This is a genomic window from Nonomuraea rosea, from assembly GCF_039539705.1.
GTDB classification, from domain to species: domain Bacteria; phylum Actinomycetota; class Actinomycetes; order Streptosporangiales; family Streptosporangiaceae; genus Nonomuraea; species Nonomuraea rosea.
This window is the reverse complement of the sequence record NZ_BAABDQ010000014.1, coordinates 92,638-111,661: the sequence shown is the minus strand read 5'-3', so window position 1 is coordinate 111,661 and position 19,024 is coordinate 92,638. Positions and strand designations below refer to the sequence as shown.

General features: G+C 71.5%; 21 protein-coding genes. 15 read left to right on the top strand and 6 right to left on the bottom strand.

The window, feature by feature from the left end; translation table 11 throughout:
• Positions 1-43 precede the first annotated feature (43 nt).
• From ABEA43_RS30035 to ABEA43_RS30000, 8 genes are all read left to right on the top strand, one after another.
• Positions 44-1,057, top strand: a complete 1,014-nt coding sequence (locus ABEA43_RS30035; RefSeq protein ID WP_345566985.1) for a LacI family DNA-binding transcriptional regulator — start codon at positions 44-46, stop codon at positions 1,055-1,057.
• A 43-nt stretch (positions 1,058-1,100) separates the two neighbouring features.
• Positions 1,101-1,382, top strand: a complete 282-nt coding sequence (locus tag ABEA43_RS30030) for a sulfurtransferase TusA family protein (protein WP_345566983.1) — start codon at positions 1,101-1,103, stop codon at positions 1,380-1,382.
• Positions 1,383-1,471: 89 nt separating this feature from the next.
• A complete protein-coding gene (locus ABEA43_RS30025; protein WP_345566981.1) occupies positions 1,472-2,485 on the top strand; it encodes a LacI family DNA-binding transcriptional regulator in 1,014 nt (337 codons plus the stop codon).
• A gap of 399 nt (positions 2,486-2,884) precedes the next feature.
• Complete coding sequence (locus tag ABEA43_RS30020) at positions 2,885-3,682, top strand: alpha/beta fold hydrolase (RefSeq protein WP_345566980.1); 798 nt, start codon at positions 2,885-2,887, stop codon at positions 3,680-3,682.
• Positions 3,679-4,125, top strand: a complete 447-nt coding sequence (locus ABEA43_RS30015) for a YdeI/OmpD-associated family protein (protein ID WP_345566978.1) — start codon at positions 3,679-3,681, stop codon at positions 4,123-4,125. The genes ABEA43_RS30020 and ABEA43_RS30015 overlap by 4 nt, the downstream gene beginning before the upstream one ends.
• Before the next feature lie 126 nt (positions 4,126-4,251).
• Positions 4,252-4,569, top strand: coding sequence for a DUF3140 domain-containing protein (locus ABEA43_RS30010; RefSeq protein ID WP_345566976.1), 318 nt, complete (start codon positions 4,252-4,254; stop codon positions 4,567-4,569).
• 6 nt (positions 4,570-4,575) lie between these two features.
• Positions 4,576-4,926, top strand: a complete 351-nt coding sequence (locus ABEA43_RS30005; protein WP_345566975.1) for a YybH family protein — start codon at positions 4,576-4,578, stop codon at positions 4,924-4,926.
• A 37-nt stretch (positions 4,927-4,963) separates the two neighbouring features.
• Positions 4,964-5,176 (top strand): hypothetical protein, encoded by a 213-nt coding sequence (locus ABEA43_RS30000; protein WP_345566973.1) that lies wholly within the window; start codon positions 4,964-4,966, stop codon positions 5,174-5,176.
• A 157-nt stretch (positions 5,177-5,333) separates the two neighbouring features.
• On the opposite strand, the gene ABEA43_RS29995 is transcribed toward ABEA43_RS30000, so the two are convergent.
• Complete coding sequence (locus tag ABEA43_RS29995) at positions 5,334-5,939, bottom strand: TetR/AcrR family transcriptional regulator (RefSeq protein ID WP_345566972.1); 606 nt, start codon at positions 5,937-5,939, stop codon at positions 5,334-5,336.
• A 67-nt stretch (positions 5,940-6,006) separates the two neighbouring features.
• Here ABEA43_RS29995 and ABEA43_RS29990 point away from each other — a divergent pair, with 67 nt between their 5' ends.
• Positions 6,007-6,945, top strand: coding sequence for a beta-ketoacyl-ACP synthase III (locus ABEA43_RS29990; RefSeq protein ID WP_345566970.1), 939 nt, complete (start codon positions 6,007-6,009; stop codon positions 6,943-6,945).
• Here the strand turns inward: ABEA43_RS29990 and ABEA43_RS29985 are convergent.
• The 3 genes from ABEA43_RS29985 to ABEA43_RS29975 are packed head-to-tail and all read right to left on the bottom strand — an operon-like array spanning position 6,915 to position 9,299.
• Positions 6,915-7,598, bottom strand: a complete 684-nt coding sequence (locus ABEA43_RS29985) for a glycosyltransferase family 2 protein (RefSeq protein WP_345566968.1) — start codon at positions 7,596-7,598, stop codon at positions 6,915-6,917. The genes ABEA43_RS29990 and ABEA43_RS29985 overlap by 31 nt on opposite strands.
• 36 nt (positions 7,599-7,634) lie before the next feature.
• Complete coding sequence (locus tag ABEA43_RS29980) at positions 7,635-8,651, bottom strand: NAD-dependent epimerase/dehydratase family protein (protein ID WP_345566966.1); 1,017 nt, start codon at positions 8,649-8,651, stop codon at positions 7,635-7,637.
• Between the two features lie 36 nt (positions 8,652-8,687).
• Entirely contained in the window at positions 8,688-9,299 is a 612-nt protein-coding gene (locus tag ABEA43_RS29975) for a TetR/AcrR family transcriptional regulator (RefSeq protein ID WP_345566964.1), read from the bottom strand.
• Between the two features lie 64 nt (positions 9,300-9,363).
• Between ABEA43_RS29975 and ABEA43_RS29970 the strand changes: the two genes are divergently transcribed.
• From ABEA43_RS29970 to ABEA43_RS29960, 3 genes are all read left to right on the top strand, one after another.
• Positions 9,364-10,641, top strand: coding sequence for an FAD-dependent oxidoreductase (locus ABEA43_RS29970; RefSeq protein ID WP_345566962.1), 1,278 nt, complete (start codon positions 9,364-9,366; stop codon positions 10,639-10,641).
• 44 nt (positions 10,642-10,685) lie between these two features.
• Entirely contained in the window at positions 10,686-11,426 is a 741-nt protein-coding gene (locus tag ABEA43_RS29965; protein WP_345566960.1) for a hypothetical protein, read from the top strand.
• Positions 11,427-11,533: 107 nt separating this feature from the next.
• Positions 11,534-14,671: an AfsR/SARP family transcriptional regulator gene (locus tag ABEA43_RS29960; RefSeq protein ID WP_345566959.1), complete on the top strand. Its 3,138-nt coding sequence runs from the start codon at positions 11,534-11,536 to the stop codon at positions 14,669-14,671.
• A gap of 88 nt (positions 14,672-14,759) precedes the next feature.
• On the opposite strand, the gene ABEA43_RS29955 is transcribed toward ABEA43_RS29960, so the two are convergent.
• Positions 14,760-15,644, bottom strand: coding sequence for a phosphotransferase enzyme family protein (locus ABEA43_RS29955; RefSeq protein ID WP_345566957.1), 885 nt, complete (start codon positions 15,642-15,644; stop codon positions 14,760-14,762).
• A 226-nt stretch (positions 15,645-15,870) separates the two neighbouring features.
• Between ABEA43_RS29955 and ABEA43_RS29950 the strand changes: the two genes are divergently transcribed.
• Positions 15,871-16,779 (top strand): fatty acid desaturase family protein, encoded by a 909-nt coding sequence (locus ABEA43_RS29950; protein ID WP_345566956.1) that lies wholly within the window; start codon positions 15,871-15,873, stop codon positions 16,777-16,779.
• A 74-nt stretch (positions 16,780-16,853) separates the two neighbouring features.
• Here the strand turns inward: ABEA43_RS29950 and ABEA43_RS29945 are convergent, their stop codons facing one another.
• The gene (locus ABEA43_RS29945) at positions 16,854-17,069 is read right to left on the bottom strand and encodes a hypothetical protein (RefSeq protein ID WP_345566954.1); all 216 of its coding nucleotides are present in this window, start codon (positions 17,067-17,069) and stop codon (positions 16,854-16,856) included.
• 68 nt (positions 17,070-17,137) lie between these two features.
• Between ABEA43_RS29945 and ABEA43_RS29940 the strand changes: the two genes are divergently transcribed.
• Both ABEA43_RS29940 and ABEA43_RS29935 read left to right on the top strand, forming a co-directional pair.
• The gene (locus ABEA43_RS29940) at positions 17,138-18,262 is read left to right on the top strand and encodes a sensor histidine kinase (RefSeq protein ID WP_345566953.1); all 1,125 of its coding nucleotides are present in this window, start codon (positions 17,138-17,140) and stop codon (positions 18,260-18,262) included.
• Positions 18,259-18,927: a response regulator gene (locus ABEA43_RS29935; RefSeq protein ID WP_345566951.1), complete on the top strand. Its 669-nt coding sequence runs from the start codon at positions 18,259-18,261 to the stop codon at positions 18,925-18,927. Before ABEA43_RS29940 ends, ABEA43_RS29935 begins: the two co-directional genes overlap by 4 nt.
• Positions 18,928-19,024 lie beyond the last annotated feature (97 nt).

Here is a 19,024-nt window from a genome sequence, read left to right as displayed (position 1 = left end):
GGGTGCTATGCAGTTCACAAATGACCGAAAAGGGTTTCGAAACATGGCGAGTAAGCGGGCGACCATCAACGATGTGGCCTCGCTGGCGGGGGTATCGATCGCCACGGCGTCCAAAGCGCTGAACGGACGTCAAGACGTGCGGCCGGCCACGCGCGAGCGCGTGCTCGCCGCCGCGGCGGAGCTCTCCTTCCAGCCGAACGCCCTGGCCAGGGGACTGTTGTCCGGGCAGACCCGCACGGTCGGGCTGCTCACCTCCGACAGCGTCGGCCGGTTCGGCATTCCGGTGCTGCTCGGCGCCGAGGACGCGTTCGGCGCGGGCGAGATGGCCGTGCTGCTCTGCGACGCGCGGGGCGACGCGATCAGGGAGCAGCACCACCTGCGGGCCCTGCTGTCGCGCCGGGTGGACGGACTGATCGTGGTGGGCGAGAGCACCAACCCGCGCCCTCCGGTGAGCAAGGACCTGCCGATCCCGGTCGTGTACGCCTACGGCCCGTCGGAGGACTCCGACGACGTGTCGTTCGTGCCCGACGACGTGGGCGCCGCCGCCATGGCCGTCAACCATCTGCTGGCCATGGGCCGCCGCAGGATCGCGCACGTCACGGGGCCCACGCACTACAAGGCGGCGCGCGACCGCGAGGAGGGCCTGCGCTCCGCTCTCAGTGAGGCGGGCCTGGCGCAGGCGGGCCAGACGCTGTCGGGCGCGTGGTCGCAGCGGTGGGGGCGGCACGCGGCCGAGATGCTGCTGATGGCCGAGCCCGAGATCGACGCGGTGTTCTGCGGCAGCGACCAGATCGCGGCCGGGTTCGTGGAGGCGGCCAGGGAGCGCGGGCGCCGGGTGCCCGACGACATCGCGGTGGTCGGCTACGACAACTGGGAGGTGCTGTCCACCGAGACCCGGCCCGCGCTGACGACCGTGGACATGAACCTGGAGCTGCTCGGCAGGACCGCCGCCCAGCACCTGTTCGCGGCCATCGACGGCAAGGCCACGCCCGGCGTGCACAAGATGCCCTGCCAGCTCGTCATCAGGGACTCCACCTCCCCGCCCGGCATCTCCTGACACTCCGGCACGCGCAGGCCCCTGGGAGTGGTTTCCTATACGCATGCCTGATCTCGTGGTGGACGGCGGCGACAAGCTGTGCGTGCAACTCCTCATGGAGCTGCGCGGTCACGTGCGCACGGCCGGTCCAGGCGCCGTGATCCACCTGATCGCCACCGATCCCGCCGCGCCCGTCGACCTGCCCGCCTGGTGCCACCTGACCGGCCACACCTACCTGGGCCCGGTCGAGGGCGCGGACCGGCCCACGTACGCGTTGCGCGTCGCCGGCCCGGATGACGCGCCCGCCAAGGAGACGCAGGAATCCAGGCCCTGGCACGTGGCTTAAGCGGTTAACGGCCTCACTGGATGGGCACCGCGGCCACCGAGCGGCGTGGCCTACAGTAGGTGTGGTTATCCGGTTCAGAGAGGGAGTCCGTGAAGCGACCGACGATCGCCGACATCGCCAGCCGGGCGGGAGTGTCCAAGGTGGCGGTCTCCTACGCGCTCAACGGGCAGCCGGGCGTGTCCGAGGCGACGCGGGCCAGGATCGTCGCCATCGCCGACGAGATCGGCTGGCGGCCCAACAGCGCGGCGCGGGCGCTCAACGGCGCCAGGGCCAACTGCGTCGGCCTGGCGCTCTGCCGGCCCGCGCGCATCCTCGGCGTCGAGCCGTTCTTCATGGAGCTGATCAGCGGCATGGAGGGCGTGCTCGCCGACCGGTCCTACGGGCTGCTGCTCCAGGTCGTCACCAGCCACCAGCAGGAGAGCGAGGTCTACCGCCACTGGTGGGGCGAGAGCCGCATCGACGGCGTCTTCCTCGTCGATCTGCACTATTCGGACGCCCGCGTGGCCGAGCTGGAGCGGCTCGGCATGCCGGTCGTGGTCATCGGCCATCCCTCGCAGTCCGGCACGCTCTCGGCCATCTGGTCCGACGACGGCGAGGCCGTCCGCGAGACCGTCGGCTATCTGGTGGCGCTCGGCCACCGCCGCATCGCGCGGGTGGCCGGGCTGCCTGAGCTGGTCCACACGACCGTACGCGACCAGGCGTTCATCGCCGCCTGCGAGGGCGTGGCCGAGCACGTCGTGGTGCACACCGACTACACCGGCGAGGAGGGCGCGAGGGCCACCCGGCGGCTGCTCAGCTCGCCCGACCGGCCCACGGCGATCGTTTACGACAACGACATCATGGCCGTGGCGGGCCTGTCCGTGGCCCAGGAGATGCGGGTCGAGGTGCCGCGCGACCTGTCCATCGTGGCCTGGGACGACTCGCCGCTGGCCCAGGTCGTCCGGCCGCCGCTGACCGCGCTCACCCGCGACATCCCGGCCTACGGCGCGCACGCCGCCCAGCGGTTGCTGGCCCTGATCTCCGGCGAGAGCGTGCCGCCGTTCGAGGACCAGGCCGCCATCCTCACGCCCCGCGGCAGCACCGGCCCCGCCCACCGCGAGTGACCTCGGGCTACCTCAGCGGGCGACCTCAGCGACGCCGCCTTCGGCACGTGCCGAGGGCGATGGGCCGGCGGCTGGCAGACCGCTCACCCTGACCTCGGCACGTGCCGTCCCCTCCTCCGCGGCACGCTGTCGGAGCCGCCCCCGCGTCCCCCACGCTGAGACGACTCCAGCATGTAAGAGCGGGAAAGGGACCGCCTGAGTACCCCTATACCTGAAAAATTTCGACATCAGGCGAATCAGCAGCTCAGAGTGCCCCCGCGCGCTTCCCGTGACCAGCGCCACTGCGCCGTCCAGCCGCCCTGTTCGTCAGCCACGCGTGCCGTAATCTCCCAGCTCAAGCCTTGACAAATTTTTTTGTCGGAAGCTACTCTCAAACCACACACGGAACGGAGAGCAACCATGAGCACGGTCTCATCCGCGGACGGCACCTCGATCGCCTACACCCGCGCAGGCCTCGGCCCGGCGGTGATCCTGGTCGACGGCGCGCTCAGCTTCCGGGGGCAGAGTGTCAACACCGGCCTGGCCACGGCGCTCGCCGGCCACTTCACCGTCTACACCTACGACCGGCGCGGGCGGGGCGAGAGCGGCGACACCGCGCCGTTCGCGCCCGAGCGGGAGATCGAGGACCTGGCCGCGATCGTGGCGGCGGCCGGCGGCGGCCCGGTGCGGCTGTACGGCACGTCGTCGGGAGCCGCGCTCGCGCTGGCCGCGACGGAGAGCGGGGTGCCGGTGGAGAAACTGGCGCTGTACGAGCCGCCGTTCATCGTGGACGGTACCCGGCCGGCCATCCCCGCCGACTACCTGTCCACGCTGGACGAGCTGCTGGCCGCGGACCGCCGCGCCGACCTGGTCCGCTACTTCATGCGCAGGGGCGTCGGGCTGCCGGGCGCGGTGGTGGCCATGATGCGGTTCATGCCCGCCTGGTCCACGCTCAAGGCGGTGGCGCACACGCTCCCGTACGACGCCGCCTTCGTGGCCCCGTACGAGCGCGGCGTCCCCTACCCGGAGGGGCACTGGTCCTCGGTGAAGGTGCCTACGCTGGTCATGGACGGCGGCAAGAGCCGGCCGTGGATCCGCAACGCGGCCAGGTCGCTGGCCGCCCTGCTGCCCGGCGCCGAGTACCGCACGCTCGAAGGGCAGACCCACATCGTCAAGCCGGCCGCGCTGGCGCCCGTACTGGAAGGGTTCTTCGGATGAGATTCCGCAGCACGATCGAGCTGGGCGGCAAGACCGCCACCGGGTTCGAGGTCCCCGCCGAGGTGGTCGAGGCGCTCGGCAGCGGCAAGCGGCCGGCCGTGACCGTCACCATCGGCGCCCACACCTACCGCAGCACCGTGGCGAGCATGGGCGGCCGGTTCATGCTGCCGCTCAGCGCGGAGAACCGCCAGGGGGCCGGGGTGGCGGCGGGTGACGAGGTCGAGGTGGCCGTCGAGCTGGACACCGCGCCGCGCGAGGTCGAGGTGCCCGCCGACCTGGCCGCCGCGCTCGACCTCGTCCCGGAGGCCAAGACGTTCTTCGAGAGCCTGTCCTATTCGCGCAAGCTGCGCTGGGTGCTGCAGGTCGAGGCCGCCAAGAAGCCCGAGACCAGGCAGCGGCGCGTCGCCGACACGGTCGCCAAGCTCGCCGACGGCGTCGCCTGAGCCGCACGCGGGACGGCCGCATCGCCGGCTGCTCGGGTCCCTCCAGCGTCGGGAAATAGGGCAATACTGCCCTCGGCCTGGGCGTTCGCGGTGCGTAACGCGGAGCCTCGGGGGTAGACGGGCGATATGACTGAGGGTTTCGACATCGGCAGGCTGTGGGATGAGTTCCACCGGGTGGTCAACATGAACTCCGAGGAGCTGCGGAAATATCTGCTCGCCGACGCCTCGGACGAAGAGGGTTTCCCACCCGACCCGGACCTGGGCATCGACGAGCTGGGGCGGGCCGTGCTGCACATCCTGCGCAAGCGGAAGGGCGACCTCACCAAGGCGGACTTCGCGGCGATGCAGCAGGTCGTGGACCTCGTGGAGACGATGGGTGACAGGACGGACGACGAGTCTCGGCGTGAGCTCATGTCCGTGGGTCACGACCCGCTGAGAGGATAGAGACCGATGGTCGAGCCACGATCGTGGATCGAGGGCTACGTGCTCGCATGGAACTCGAACGATCCCGACGACATCTCCGCCCTGTTCACCGAGAACGCGGTTTACTACACCGAGCCGTACAGCTCGCCCTGGCAGGGACGCGATGAGATCGTCTCCCAGTGGCTGGGCCGGCAGGACAAACCGGGCGAAGCCACATTCGAGTGGCATCCGGTGTCCGTGACGGATGACGTGAGCGTCATCCAGGGCGTCACCACTTATCCCGACAAGACATACAGCAACCTGTGGGTGATACGGTTCGTGCCCGACGGGCGATGCCGGGAATTCACCGAATGGTGGATGCGGCACGACGCAAAGTGATGCAATGGGCCGAGCCGTCTTCACCCGAGGAGATCCGTTGAGAGACAACCTCGACCTCGCCGCGAGCGCCCAGCAGCTGGCCGACGCCGCCCCGACGGGATCGATCGACCGCGCCGCCGCCTCGTCCGTGGCCATCACACTGGCGACTACGCGTGACATCAACGACGCCAGGCACACCCTCGACGGGCTCTCGCCCGAAGAGGTGCGGCGGGCGGCGCTGGAGCTCTTCGACCGTCTCTCGGCAAGCTAGCACCCGGCGACCTGACCGCTCCGGGCGATCTGCCCCGTGTTGGCGGCCTGACGCTCCGGCGACCTGCGGTGCCTTGGCGCCCTGACCGCTCCGACGACCCGCCCTGTCTTGGCGACCTGCCACGCTCCGGCGACCTGCGGCGTGTCGCCGAGGCGCGCTAAGGCGTGCCGCCGAGGCGGGACCTGATGGCGTGGCGGGCGCGGGCGGGTGCCTGGGGGTCGTGGTGGAGCTGGATGGCGTGGTTCAGCGCCATCACCAGCCCCAGCAGCTCGAACGCGAGCTGTCCTGGATCCGTCCCCTGGGGCAGGTCACCGGCGTCCACGGCGCGCCCGGCCTCCTTGTGCAGCCGTTCGCGCCAGGTGTCGAACCTGGCCTCGACCGCGTCCCGCACCGCCCCCTTCCGGCCGTCGAACTCGTGCGCCGCCGCCACGAAGAAGCAGCCGCCGGGGAAGACGCCGCGTTCGAGGTAGGAGACCCATGACTCGCACAGCACTCTGAGCCTGGTCAGGCCGGGCGCGGCGGGCAGGGCGGGCTCCCAGACCTCGGCGCGGAAGATCTCCCCCGCCCGGTCCAGCACCGCGAGCTGCAGCGCCTCCTTGGAGCCGAAGTGCCCGAGCACGCCCGACTTGCTCATGCCCAGCTCCCCGGCGAGGCGGCCGATGGTGAGCCCTTCGAGCCCTTCGGCGGAGGCGATCGCGACCGAGCGGTCGAGGATGGCGGAGCGGGTGCCGAGGGCTTCCACGACGGACTTGCGCGGGCTCATGCCGTCACTTTAGCGCCCACGTCGGCCCCTTTAGCGTCCGAACGTTCGCTTGCTATAGTGCGACGCCATGAGCGGATCACGACTTGTCGCAACAGGCCACTACCAACCCGCCAAGGTCCTGACCAATGATGATCTGGCGGCGATGGTGGACACCAGCGACGAGTGGATCAGCAAGCGGGTCGGCATCCGTACCAGGCATGTGGCCGCACCCGACGAGAGCGTGGCGGACATGGCGTGGCACGCCGCCGCCAAGGCCCTGGCCGCCGGCGGCCTGAACGCCTCCGACATCGACCTGCTGCTGATCGCCACCTGCACGCAGACCGAGCGGGCCCCCAACGTGGCCTCCCGCGTCGCGGCCCGGCTCGGCGTGCCCGGCGCGGCGCTGATGGACGTCGGGGTCTCGTGCTCCGGTTTCACCCACGCCCTGGCCCTGGCCGACCACACGATCCGCGCGGGCGCCGCCACGAACGCCCTGGTCGTGGGCGTCGACAAGATGAGCGCCGTCACCGACTGGACCGACAGGACCACGTGCGTGCTGACCGGCGACGGGGCCGGGGCGGCCGTGGTCAGCGCGGCTCCGGAGGCGGAGATCGGTCCGGTTGTGTGGGGTTCGGCGCCGGAGCTCGGCACCGCCGTGCGGATCGAGGGCACTCCGACGCGCTTCTCCCAGGACGGGCAGAGCGTCTACCGGTGGGCCACCACCCAGCTTCCCGGGATCGCCCGGCAGGCGTGCGAGCGCGGCGGCGTCCGCCCGGAGGACCTGGCCGCGGTGGTGCTGCACCAGGCGAACCTGCGCATCATCGAGCCCATCGCCGCCAAGCTCGGCGCGGTCAACGCGATCATCGCGCGTGACGTGGTCGAGTCGGGGAACACCTCGGCCGCGAGCGTGCCGCTGGCCCTGTCGAAGCTGCTTGAGCGCGGCGAGGTGCGGAAGGGGGCGCCGATGCTGCTGTTCGGGTTCGGGGGCAATCTGTCCTATGCGGGGATGGTCGTCCGCTGCCCCTGACCGCCGTGCGCGGCCAGCACGGCCCGCATGTCGGCGATGGCCCGGAACGTCCCCCGTACGGTGCCGGTGACCTTGGAGCGCCCCGTGCGGGGCAGGTAGCGTACGTCGGCCTCGGTGACCCGCCATCCTGCGGCGGCGGCCCGCAGCACCATCTCCAGCGGATAGCCGAAGCGGCGGTCGGCCAGCTCCAGCCCGAGCAGCGCGGTGCGGCGGCCCGCCCGCATCGGCCCGAGATCGCGCAGCGGCACCCCGGCGCCGCGCCGCAGCCGGCGCGCGAGCACGGCGTTCGCCAGGCGCGCATGGGCGGGCCAGGCGCCCGCCGCCGCGGGCACCCGCCGCCCGAGCACCAGGTCCGACTCCCCCGCGAGCACCGGATCGACGACGAGCGGGAGCTGGCGGGGATCGAGCGAGGCGTCGGCGTCCATGAAGCACACGACCGCGCTGGTGGCGGCCAGCAGGCCGGCGTGGCAGGCCGCGCCGAACCCGCGGACCGGCTCCCGTACGACCAGCGCCCCGTGTTCGGCGGCCACCTGGTCGGAGCCGTCGGCCGAGCCGTTGTCGACCACGATGGGCCGGTAACCGGCCGGCATCCGGGACAGCACCCAGGGCAGCGCCTCGGCCTCGTCCAGGCAGGGCAGCACGACATCGATCATGGGTAGGACACTCCGCTCAGGGTGTGCAGCTCAGGGTCAGGGTGTGCGGGTCAGGTTGCGGCTCGTGCTGTGCAGCTCGTGCTGTGCGGCGAACTCCTTGAGTCCTTCCTCGAAGGAGATCGAGGCCGTGAAGCCCAGTTCGTTCGCGGCCTTGGCGGGTGCGGCGACGATGTGGCGCACGTCGCCCAGCCGGTAGTCGCCCGTCGTCACCGGCGCGGGGCCGCCCGTCTGCGCCGCCAGCGCCGCCGCGAGCTCGCCCACCGTGTGCGGGACGCCGCTGGCGATGTTGTACGCCCTCAGCTCCCCAGCCCTCCCCGCAGCCAGCGCGAGGACGTTGGCCCTGGCCACGTCGCGTACGTGGACGAAGTCGCGGCGCTGGCCCCCGTCCTCGAAGACCGCCGGCGACCGTCCTGACAGCAGTGCCGACAGGAAGATGGACGCGACCCCGGCGTAGGGCGTGTCCCGCGGCATCCGCGGGCCGTAGACGTTGTGGTAGCGCAGGGCCACGGCGGTGCCGGAGGTCTCGCGCGCCCAGTTCGCGGCCAGGTGCTCCTGGGCCAGTTTGGTGGTGGCGTAGGCGTTGCGCGGGTCGGGCGGGGCGTCTTCGCCGACGACCGACGGGGACAAGACGCTCTCACAGAGCGGGCATCTCGGGTCGAACACGCCCGCCGCCAGGTCCTCCACCCTTCTCGGGCCGGGGCGGACGCGGTCGTGGCGCGGGCAGTCGTAGGCGCCCTCGCCGTACACGACCATCGACGAGGCCAGCACCAGCCGGCCCACGCCGTGCCTGGCCATGGCGGCCAGCAGGATCGCCGTCCCGTACGCGTTGACCGACGTGTACTCGGGCAGGTCGGCCACGTTCACGCCGAGCCCGACCTTGGCCGCCTGGTGGATCACGGCGTCGACGCCCGGCAGGAGACGGTCGAGGGCCTCGGGGTCGCGCACGTCCACGCCCGTACGGAGGTCGGCGGCGATCACCTCGTGCTCCTGCCCGAGCGCCTCCGCGATGTGGCTGCCGATGAACCCGGACGAGCCGGTGAGCAATACGCGCATGCCACCGATCCAACACCGGCCCGTGCCACGCAGACCTTACGAAGCGGGAACGCCGCCCCCGGGGCGCAGGTAACCCAGCAGCTTCTCGATCTGGCCCGCGTAGTGCTCGGCGAACTCCGGCGACGCCGGATCCTGATCCCAGACGGCCCGGACGAGCTGGGGAAAGGAGATGCCGGCCGAGGCCATGGAGAACAGCGCCACCAGGACCGCGCCAGGGTCCAGGTCGGCGGGCAGCTCACCCTCCTGCTGACGCCGGCGCAGGAGCTCCACGTCGCGGCGGACGTCCGTGGCGAACGCGGGATCGGGCGGCCCGTCGTCGGTCAGGCTCTGCCAGAGCATCAGCCTGCCGTACTCGCGCCGGGAGGAATTGGCCCGCACGTAGTCGGCGGCCAGCTCGCCGAGCGGGGCGGAACGGTCGGCGAAGGCGCTCTCCTCGTCCTGCCAGCGCGTGTTCAGCGCCTGGTAGAGGCCCTCCTTGCCACCGAAGTAGTACGAGATGAGCTGCTTGTTCATCCCGGCTCTGGCGGCGATCTCGCTGACTCTCGCCCCGGCGAACCCCTTCGCCGCGAACTCCTCCAGCGCCGCCTGCAGGATGCGGGCCTTCGTGCGCTCGGGATCGCGCTGCTTCTCCTCCGGTGCTCGTCTCATGCCGCCGAGCTTATCATCCATCCGGATGGTTGACAGTTTCATCCGAATGGATGATAGTCGGCGCATGACACGACACATCGCGATCATCGGTGGCGGGATCGGCGGGCTCTGCCTGGCTCAGGGGCTGCGCAAGGCGGGTCAGCACGTGACCGTCCACGAGCGGGACCGCACGCCCGCCGGCCGCCTGCAGGGCTACCGGGTGCACATCGACCCGAACGGCGCCCGCGCGCTGCACGACTGCCTCCCGCCGGGTCTCTGGCAGGCGTTCCTCGACACGACCGGGCACGGCGGCCAGGACTTCGGCTTCGTCACCGAGCAGCTCAAGACGCTCACGCTGCTGGAGACCCCCAAGGCGGCCGATCCGGCCGACGACCACCACTCCGTCAGCCGCATCACGCTCAGGCAGGTGCTGCTGTCGGGGCTCGACGACGTCGTACGGTTCGGCAAGACGTACGAGAGCTACCGGCGGCTGCCGGACGGGCGGGTCGAGCTGTCCTTCGCGGACGGCACCCGCGAGAGCGCCGACATCGTGGTCGCCGCGGACGGCGGGAACTCGCGAGTGCGCAAGCAGTACCTGCCGCACGCCGAGCGGGTGGACACGGGGATCGTCACGGTGGCGGGCAAGTTCCCGCTGACGGACGAGACCAGGAGGCTGCTGACGCCCCGGCTGGTCGACGGGCCGAACAACGTCATCCCGCCCAGAGGCATGGGCCTGTTCACCGCGCCCCACGACCTCGGCCCCGGCTCTGGGGCAAGCGGGGCGGGGGTTCGCGGGATCGGGGCGACGGAGCAGGAGGGCGCGCTGATGGACAACGCCAGCAGCTACATCCTCTGGGCGTTCGGCGCGACAAACGGGCGGTTCCCGACCGACATTGCCGATATGTCCGGCGACCAGCTCAAGGCCACCGTCGCGAAGATGATCAGGACCTGGCATCCGGACCTTCGCCGGCTGATCGACCTGTCGCACCCTGACACCGTCACGCTGCTGCCGATCCGTACCTCGATCCCGATCGAACCCTGGCCCGCCACGAACATCACCCTGCTCGGCGACGCCATCCACAGCATGACCCCGATGCGCGGCATCGGCGCGAACACCGCCCTGCGCGACGCCCACCTGCTCTGCGCCGCCCTCACCGGCGCTCAGACCGGCGGCGGCGATCCGGTCGCGGCCATCGCGGCCTATGAGGCCCGGATGCGCGAGTACGGCTTCGCCGCCGTACGCGGGTCGCTGAGCGCGGCCGAGCAGTTCATCGGTGACAGCAGGGTGGCCAGGATGGGGTTCAAGAGCTTCCTGCGCGTGGTCCAGCGCATCCCCGCGCTGAAGGCCAAGGTGTTCGCATAACCGCGCCTGTTGCGCGGGCGCACCTGCGCGGACAGTGTGGAGGCATGCCAGGCATCGACACGATTGACGGTCTGCTGCGGGCCGTGGCCGAGTTCGATACCGATGGATTCGAGCTGTCTGTGACGGAGGCGGCGCTCGAACGGGCCGGGCGTTCGATCGAGGAGTCCGGGCTGCTGCTGCTCGGTGAGATCCATGGGGTCAGGGAGAATCCGCTGGTGGTGCTCGGTCTCATGCGGGCACTCGGGCTCACCAGCCTGGCCCTGGAGTGGCCGGAGGACCTCGCGCCGCAGCTCGACCTCTACCTGGCGCAGGGCGGCGGGCTCGATCATGCGCTGTGGTGGCTCGGCGACGGGCGCGTCACCGCCGGGCATCTGGCGGTGCTCAAGGCGATGGCGGGGGTGCGGGTCACGTTGTTCGACGGGGGGATGTTCACCGGGGACTGGTCGCAGCGGGACGCCAACATGGCGCGGCGGGTGCTGGAGTCGCACGCCGAGCCCATGCTCGTGGTCGCCGGCAACGCCCACACCCGGACCTCGCCGACCGACCTGGGGCTGCCGATGGGCGCGTGCCTGGCCAGCGCGCGGGCGGCGGTGGAGAGCGTGCGGATCGACTACGGGACGGGGAGCTTCTACAACTTCGAGCCACGGTTCACCAGGGGTTACTGCGAGGGTGCGGGGCTGCGGGTCGCGGAGGACGGGGAGCTGGTGGTCGGGCTGCCGGAGTTCGGCGAGGCCATGGTGCCGCACCTGCCCGTGGATCTGCTGCAGGAGCGCCTCAGCCCCTGAGCGTCCCGCTCACGTGATGGAACGGGCTCCGCCGTGACGTGCGCCGGCTGCTCCTGTGGTGGTGCGGGGTGCGTACTGTGGAGGCGGCGCGCGATCGTGGAGGGTGGATGCGGGTCGGGATTCTGGGGCCGCTGCAGGTGGGCGGGGCCGCGATCGGCGGGGCCCGGGTGCGGGCGCTGCTGGTGCGCCTGGCCCTCGATCCTGGACGTGTGGTGACCGCCGATCGGCTGATCGACGATCTCTGGCCGGATGAGCCGCCTGCCCATCCGATGGCCGCGTTGCAGTCGCTGGTGTCCAGGGCCCGGCGTGAGGCGCCAGGGGTGATCGGGTCGCATCCGGCCGGATACCTGCTCGATGTGCCGGCCGGAGAGGTGGACGCATGGGCGTTCGAGCGGCTGGTGCGGGATGGTGACGCGCACCGGGCGCTGGCGCTGTGGCGGGGTCCGGCGCTGGCGGACGCGGCCGACCTGCCCTTCGCGGCCGCTCCTGCGGCGCGGCTGGCGGAGCTGAGGCTCACCGCCCTGGCCACGAGGATCGCGAACGACCTCGCCGCCCACACGGCGAACCCACGCAACGGGCTGACCAGGCCACCCGAACCGTCCAAGCCGTCCGAACCGTCCGAGCGGGCCGAGCAGGGCGGGCCGTCCGAGCTGGGCGAGCTGGGCGAGCTGGGCGAGCTGGGCGAGCTGGGCGGAATGCCCTCCTTGGCTGGGATTGTGGCTGAGTTGGAGGAGATGACGGCCGCGCATCCGTCGCGGGAGCCGTTCCAGGCGTTGCTGATGCGGGCGCTGGTCGCGCAGGGGCGGCGTGGGGAGGCGCTGGAGGTGTTCGAGCGGGTCAAGGCGGGCCTGGTGACGGAGCTGGGCGTCGATCCGGGGCCCGAGCTGCGGGATGCGCATCTGGCGGCGTTGCGGGACGCGGAGCCGGTGCCGCGTACGAACCTGCCTGCCCGGCTCACCACCTTCGTGGGCCGATCGGAGGATATTTCGCGGCTCAGCGGCTTGCTCAGCGCGGCGACCGGCGGGGTCAGGCTGGTGACGCTGGTCGGGTTCGGCGGGGCGGGCAAGACGCGGCTGGCGCTGGAGGTGGCCTCGGGGCTCGACCTGCCGGACGGCGTGTGGCTGGTCGAGCTGGCCTCCGCCGCTCAGGGCGAGGTGCGGGTGGCGGTGGAGAGCACGCTCAAGGCGACCGACCTCGTGACCGCCCTGCGCGGCACCTCCCCGCTGATCGTGCTGGACAACTGCGAGCACGTCATCGAGGAGGCCGCCCGGGTGGCGCGGTGGCTGCTGTCCGAGCTCCCAGGGCTGCGGATCCTCGCCACCAGCAGGGAGCCGCTCGACATCCCGGGAGAGACCCTGCACCAGGTGCGGCCTTTGCCCGAAGACCAGGCGGCCGAGCTCTTCACGGATCGGGCCACCGCCGCCAGACCTGACCTCCTGCCGATCCTGGCACCCCACCTGGCGTCTGGTCTGACGTCTGGCCGGGAGACGGACCGGACCCGGACCCGGAATCTGGGGTCGGGCCGAGGGACGGACGGCGCGCGGGACCCAGGGACGGGGCTGAGGGTTGGGCGGGAGCAGGTGGTGCGGATCTGTCGTGAGCTCGACGGCATTCCGCTGGCCATCGAGCTGGCCGCCGCGCGGCTGCGTACCATGCCGGTGTCCGTGCTGGTCGAGCAGCTCGGCGACCGGCTGGCCTTCCGTGGCGGGCGCACGTCGGAGCCGCGGCACCGCACCCTTCGCGCCGTCATCGACTGGAGCTGGAACCTGCTGTCGGAACGCGAGCGCGACCTGCTGCGCGGGCTGACGGTGTTCTCGGGGGGCGCCACGTACGAGGCCATCTCCCAGGTCTGTGGCGGCGACCCGGACCTGCTCTCCTCGCTGGTGGACAAGTCGCTTATCTCGGTCACCGGCGACCGCTACACCATGCTGGAGACCATCAGGCAGTACGCCGCCGCCGACCTCCCCGACCTCCGGCAGGCCCACGCCCGCTACTACACCGAGCTGGCCGAGGCCGCCGAGCCGCACCTGCGCACCGGCGCGCAGCTCGCCTGGCTGGCGACGCTGGATGCCGAGCAGGGCAACCTGGACGCGGCGCTGCGGCACTCCGGCGATCCGCTCCGGGCGATCCTGCCCAGGTTCTGGCCCTGGATCATGCGCGGGCGGCAGCGCGAGATGAGCGAGCAGGCCGCCGTCGTGCTGCGCAGGGTGGGCGACGTGGCACCCGAGGGACGAGAGCTGGCGTACGGGCTCTGCCAGGTGCTCCTGGGCGCCGGGCCGAACGAGGCGGTGCACGAGTCCGACCACCCCGCCGCACTGAACTCGTGGGCTCTGGGCGGCTCGATCGGGCCTCCCGACGACGTGGTACGCATGACGGAGCGGTGCGTGGCGCGGCTGCGCACCCATCCCGACCTGTGGACCAGGTCCGCGGCGCTGCTGGTCGGGGGCATCGTCCGGTTCGAGTACGGGGCGGTGGCGGGGGCCGAGGACCTGCTGGAGCCGGCGCTGGCCGGGTTCAGGGCCACCGGCGACCGGTGGGGGCAGTGGGCGGGGCTCTACTGGCTCTCCCTGGTGGCGGAGAACCGCGGGGACTTCCGCGCTGCCGTCGCGCTCGCCGAGGAGCCGGAGCGGCTCGCCGCCGACCTGAGCGGGCTGGACACGCCGCTGGGGCCCATGACGTTCCTGCTGCGGGCGGGGCAGCTCAAGGGCCGGGCGGGTGACCACGCCGGGGCCGCCGAGGCGCTGCGGCGGGCCTGGGAGGCGGCCGTGCGCTCCGAGGACCAGACCCAGGTCGCCAGGGTCATGCACGCGCAGGCCGAGCTGGCCAGGCGGGCCGGCGACCCCGGACGGGCCGAGCGGCTGCTCGGTGCGGCGCTCGCGTTCGACATCGAGGTGCCCGCCCAGTTCAGGGCGTTCATGAACGTCGAGCTGGCCCGGGTGTGCGCCTCGCCGGGCGGGCCGTTGCGCGCGGCGCTGGAGCTGATGGCCGGGTGCTCGGACAGGACCGCGCGGGCGACCGTGCTCGAAGGCGTGGCCTGGCACCTGGAGCCGGTGGTCGCGGCCGAGCTGGTCGGTGCGGCGCGGGCGTTACGCGGGATCGCCGAATCCGCCGATCCCTTCGTCGACGAGCTGGAGCGGCGGTGCCTGGACGCCCTGGGCCCGGACGCCTACCGCTCCGCGCTGGCGCGCGGGGCGGCGATGCCGGACCCCGAGACGTACGCTCTGGGGCCGGTCACGTCCCCGTGACGTGCGGTGGGGTGGCGTGCGCGGTCGATCACGCCCCAAGCGGGCGTCGTCACGGGCGGAGGCGGTTACGGGTGAGGGGTGGAGGGGATCAGGGGCGGAGGCGGTGGAAGAGTTCGGTTCGGGTGCGGTGGTATTCGAGGTCGTCCGCGTCATGCCGGACCCCCGCGCGTACGGCCTTGCGGAAGTAGGCGTACTCCCTGCGCAGCTTGTGCCGGATGAGCTGGGCCAGCGACTCCTCGTCGAGGTGACCGGCCGTCCCGCCCGCCTCGTGGTAGGCGGCCACGAACTCCTTACTGGGCCCCAGCTCGTCGTCGCCCCACTCCAGCGCCGCCGCGGCCAGCTCGATCTCCGGGGCGCCGACGAAGGTCTCGTCCCAGTCGAGCACCGCCACGATCCTGCCGTCGCTGGCCAGGGTGTTGCCGGTGTAGTAGTCGCCGTGCAGGGGATGGCGCACCGGGTGCGTGGCGTGGAAGGCGGCCAGCCAGCGGTCCAGCTCGGGGTCGGCCAGCGCGGCGGCGTCCCCCGGCGGGTCGCCGTACAGGCCGTGTTCCTGGAAGGCGAGCACAGGGCGCGGGCCAGGACGGCACCCGACGAGGGCCTCGTGCAGGCCGGCCAGCAGGCGCGCGCCCGCCAGGCGCTGCTCGGGCACGTCCGAGTCCGGCCAGGCCCCTTCGATGTACGGCCAGCAGGAGATCGGGCGGCCCTCCACCATGACGACCGTCGTGCCGCCAGGGACCCGCAGCGGCGCGACGGCCTCCGGCAGCTTGGCGGCGGCGTGGTGGGCGATCGCGTGGCACCACTCGGACTCCGCCGGCGCGCGCCAGGCCGGGCCGACGCGGACGACGTGGCCGTCGAGACGGTAGGCCGCCGACTCCTCGCCACCGTACAGGCGCTCGCCCTCTCCGGTGACTCCCCAGGTCAAAGCCACGGCCTTGCGGATCGCCGAAGTCAGGGGCGTCTGCGTGTAAATCACACCGGCCACCTTACGATCGCCGACTTGTGCGCCGTGGAATCTTTTCGTTTTGCCTCAGATGCGCCTAGGTTAGGGCTACCTTCATCGTGAAGTGAGGAGACCTGTGGCCAGTCCTGGCACGCTCGACACCAAGGGCAGTGATTTCGCCCAACTAGCCCGAAAGATCACGGACGCCGGACTCCTAGACCGGCGTCCCTTTTATTACGCAGCGAGACTGTCCATCGTCGTGGCCCTCTATCTTGGGGGCTGGGCGCTGTTCGTCTGGCTGGGCGACTCGTGGCTGCAAATGCTGGTCGCGGTCGCGATGGCCGTGATCTTCACCCAGTTGGGGTTCGTCGCCCACGATCTCGGACACCGCCAGGTCTTCAGGACGCGGCGGCCGAGCGACATCGCCGGCCTGTTGATCGGCAATCTCGGCGTCGGACTCGGCTGGGGGTGGTGGACCACCAAGCACAACCGCCACCACGCCAACCCGAACCACGAGGACCACGACCCTGACGTCTCACCGGCCGTGATCGTCTGGTCGGAGGATCAGGTGGCCAGAAGCACCGGGATACCGCGATTTTTTGCGAAGTATCAGGCTTTCTGGTTCTTTCCGCTGCTCACGCTGGAGGCATGGCATCTCCATGTGGCCAGCGTCAAAGCCCTGTTCCAGCCCGGCGCCAAGCGGCGCGGCCCGGAGCTGGCGCTGCTGCTCACGCATTTCGCGCTCTACCTCGGCGTGATCTTCACCGTGCTGCCGGTCGGCAAGGCCCTGCTGTTCCTGATCATCCACCAGGGACTGTTCGGGATCTACCTCGGGTGCTCGTTCGCGCCGAACCACAAGGGCATGCCCGTCCTGACCAAGGACGACAAGCTCGACTTCCTGCGCAAGCAGGTGCTGACCTCGCGCAACGTCAAGGGCGGCTGGTTCACGGACGTGGCGCTCGGCCAGCTCAACTACCAGATCGAGCACCATCTGTTCCCCAACATGCCGGCCCCGAGCCTGCGCAAGGCCCAGCCGATCGTCGAGAAGTACTGCGCGGAGATCGGCGTCAGCTACCTGGAGACCGGGCTGGTCGCGTCGTACGGGCAGGCGTTGCGGCATCTGCACGAGGTCGGCGCCGCGCTCCGCCAGGAGCCCGCGCGCACCTGAGCCTCCGCGCTCCACCGGACAGCCGTGCCTCGCTCAACACCCCCCGACAAACCGGGGGGCGCCCACGCGCCCCCTCACCCCTCGCCCTCCAGCCGCTGCCGCAGGACGTCGCGGCGGCGTTCGAGCTCGGCGGCCAGCTCCTCCTGCTCGTCCGCCTGGCTGATCATGGACGAGATCTCCACCTGGTCGGTCGCGCCGACCTCGCCGATCTGGTCGCGCATGTCCTTGATCTCGGCCCTCAACCTCGCCAGGTCCGCTTCGACCTGCTGTAGTTCGTCCTTAGTGCTCATTCACCGGCTCTACCCACATGCGCACCGCCGATTACCCCGGCATCTGCGCAGACGTCCACAATGGGGGCATGCGCAGGCCCTCGAAGAGCACGATCGCGTCGCTCGCGGTCATCGCCGCCGTGCTCGCCGGCACGCTGCTCACCTTCGTGATCAGGACCGGCAGGCCCCCGAACGCCCTGGACGTCGTGCTGCCGATCGCGGCCTTCGGCGGGCTGCTGATCCGCCGGCGTCATCCCATCGCCGGGCTGATCATCGTGGCCGTGTCGGTCACCGCCTACTACCCCTGGGCCGCGCTCGACGGGCCGCTCATCGTGCTGCCGTTCGTCGCCCTCTACACCGCCGCCGACAGGGGGCACCTCACCGCGGCCATCGCCACGGGCGGGGCCCTGCTGCTGGCCATGGGGTTCGGCGAGGCCGGCGGGGTCAGGCACGTGGACGACAGCATGTTCATGATGATCGCCGGCTGGGTGGTCGCGGCCATCGCGTTCGGCGGCGTCACCCGTAACCGCCGCGCCTACCTGCAGGAGGCCGAGCGGCGCGCGCTCGACGCCGAGCACAGCAAGGAGGAGGAGGCCAGGCGCAGGGAGAGCGAGGAGCGGCTGCGCATCGCCAGGGAGCTGCACGACGTGCTCGGCCACAACATCTCCATGATCAACGTGCAGGCCGCCGCGGCGCTGCACGGGCTGAAGAAGCGTCCGGAGGAGGCCGAGACGGCGCTCAGGACGATCAAGGACACCAGCAAGGAGACGCTGCGCGAGCTGCGCACCACGCTGGGCGTGCTGCGCCAGGTGGACGAGGACGCGCCGACCGCGCCCGCCGCCAGCCTGGCGCGGGTGGCCGAGCTGGTCGCCGACTCGGGGCTGGAGGTGCGTACGGAGCTGACCGGGCCGCTGGACGCCCTGCCGACCGAGGTGGACCTGGCCGCCACCCGGATCGTCAAGGAGTCGCTCACGAACGTCTCCCGCCATTCAGGCACCGCCCAGGCCAAACTCACCATCACCAGCACGTCAGGAAATATCGTGATCGATGTGGAAGATGATGGACCCGGTGCCGCCTACCACGGGGGCACCGGCTTCGGCCTGCAGGGCATGCGCGAGCGCGCCACCGCGCTCGGCGGCACCCTGGAGGCCGGTCCGCGCCCCGAGGGCGGCTTCCGCGTCACCGCCCGCCTGCCGCTGAACGGAGCCCGATGATCCGCGTACTGCTCGCCGACGACCAGACCCTGGTACGAGCCGGGTTCCGGTCCATTCTGAGCGACGAGGACGACATCGAGGTGGTCGGCGAGGCCCCCAACGGCGCCGTGGCCGTCGCCAAGGCCCGCGAGCTGCGGCCCGACGTGGTCCTGATGGACATCCGCATGCCGGAGCTCGACGGCCTGGAGGCCACCCGCCGGATCGCCGGCGACCCCCGCCTCGCCGACGTCCGCGTGATCATCCTGACCACGTTCGACCTGGACGACTACGTGTACGGCGCTTTGCGCGCCGGCGCGGGCGGCTTCCTGGTCAAGGACACCGAGCCGGCCGAGCTGATCCACGCGGTCAGGGTCGTGGCCAGGGGCGACGCGCTGATCGCGCCCGCGATCACCCGGCGGCTGATCGCCGAGTTCGCCGGCCGGGTCAAGCGCCCCGACCCCGGCCCCGAGCTGAACGCGCTCACCGACCGCGAGCGCGAGGTCATGGCGCTGGTCGCGGCCGGCCTGTCGAACGACGAGATCGCGGCCAGGCTCGTGCTCAGCCCGTCCACGGCGAAGACGCACGTGAGCCGGATCATGACCAAGCTGGCCGTGCGCGACAGGGCGCAACTGGTGGTCATCGCGTACGAGGCCGGCATGATCACTCCGGGGTGGCTTACCCCCTGAGATGTACGGCGGGCGGTCCCTTACAACCTGGGATGTACGCCAGGTGCCCGCCTGAGCATGACGCGGCGGGCCGAGCCGTACCCGGATTCTCTGAAGC

Bases quoted from the DNA above. Each gene is read 5' to 3' on its own strand.
- ABEA43_RS30035 (WP_345566985.1), top strand. From the start codon at position 44: ATGGCGAGTAAGCGGGCGACCATCAACGATGTGGCCTCGCTGGCGGGG.
- ABEA43_RS30030 (WP_345566983.1), top strand. From the start codon at position 1,101: ATGCCTGATCTCGTGGTGGACGGCGGCGACAAGCTGTGCGTGCAACTC.
- ABEA43_RS30020 (WP_345566980.1), top strand. From the start codon at position 2,885: ATGAGCACGGTCTCATCCGCGGACGGCACCTCGATCGCCTACACCCGC.
- ABEA43_RS30015 (WP_345566978.1), top strand. From the start codon at position 3,679: ATGAGATTCCGCAGCACGATCGAGCTGGGCGGCAAGACCGCCACCGGG.
- ABEA43_RS30010 (WP_345566976.1), top strand. From the start codon at position 4,252: ATGACTGAGGGTTTCGACATCGGCAGGCTGTGGGATGAGTTCCACCGG.
- ABEA43_RS30005 (WP_345566975.1), top strand. From the start codon at position 4,576: ATGGTCGAGCCACGATCGTGGATCGAGGGCTACGTGCTCGCATGGAAC.
- ABEA43_RS29995 (WP_345566972.1), bottom strand. From the start codon at position 5,939: ATGAGCCCGCGCAAGTCCGTCGTGGAAGCCCTCGGCACCCGCTCCGCC.
- ABEA43_RS29990 (WP_345566970.1), top strand. From the start codon at position 6,007: ATGAGCGGATCACGACTTGTCGCAACAGGCCACTACCAACCCGCCAAG.
- ABEA43_RS29985 (WP_345566968.1), bottom strand. From the start codon at position 7,598: ATGATCGATGTCGTGCTGCCCTGCCTGGACGAGGCCGAGGCGCTGCCC.
- ABEA43_RS29980 (WP_345566966.1), bottom strand. From the start codon at position 8,651: ATGCGCGTATTGCTCACCGGCTCGTCCGGGTTCATCGGCAGCCACATC.
- ABEA43_RS29975 (WP_345566964.1), bottom strand. From the start codon at position 9,299: ATGAGACGAGCACCGGAGGAGAAGCAGCGCGATCCCGAGCGCACGAAG.
- ABEA43_RS29970 (WP_345566962.1), top strand. From the start codon at position 9,364: ATGACACGACACATCGCGATCATCGGTGGCGGGATCGGCGGGCTCTGC.
- ABEA43_RS29965 (WP_345566960.1), top strand. From the start codon at position 10,686: ATGCCAGGCATCGACACGATTGACGGTCTGCTGCGGGCCGTGGCCGAG.
- ABEA43_RS29960 (WP_345566959.1), top strand. From the start codon at position 11,534: ATGCGGGTCGGGATTCTGGGGCCGCTGCAGGTGGGCGGGGCCGCGATC.
- ABEA43_RS29945 (WP_345566954.1), bottom strand. From the start codon at position 17,069: ATGAGCACTAAGGACGAACTACAGCAGGTCGAAGCGGACCTGGCGAGG.
- ABEA43_RS29940 (WP_345566953.1), top strand. From the start codon at position 17,138: ATGCGCAGGCCCTCGAAGAGCACGATCGCGTCGCTCGCGGTCATCGCC.
- ABEA43_RS29935 (WP_345566951.1), top strand. From the start codon at position 18,259: ATGATCCGCGTACTGCTCGCCGACGACCAGACCCTGGTACGAGCCGGG.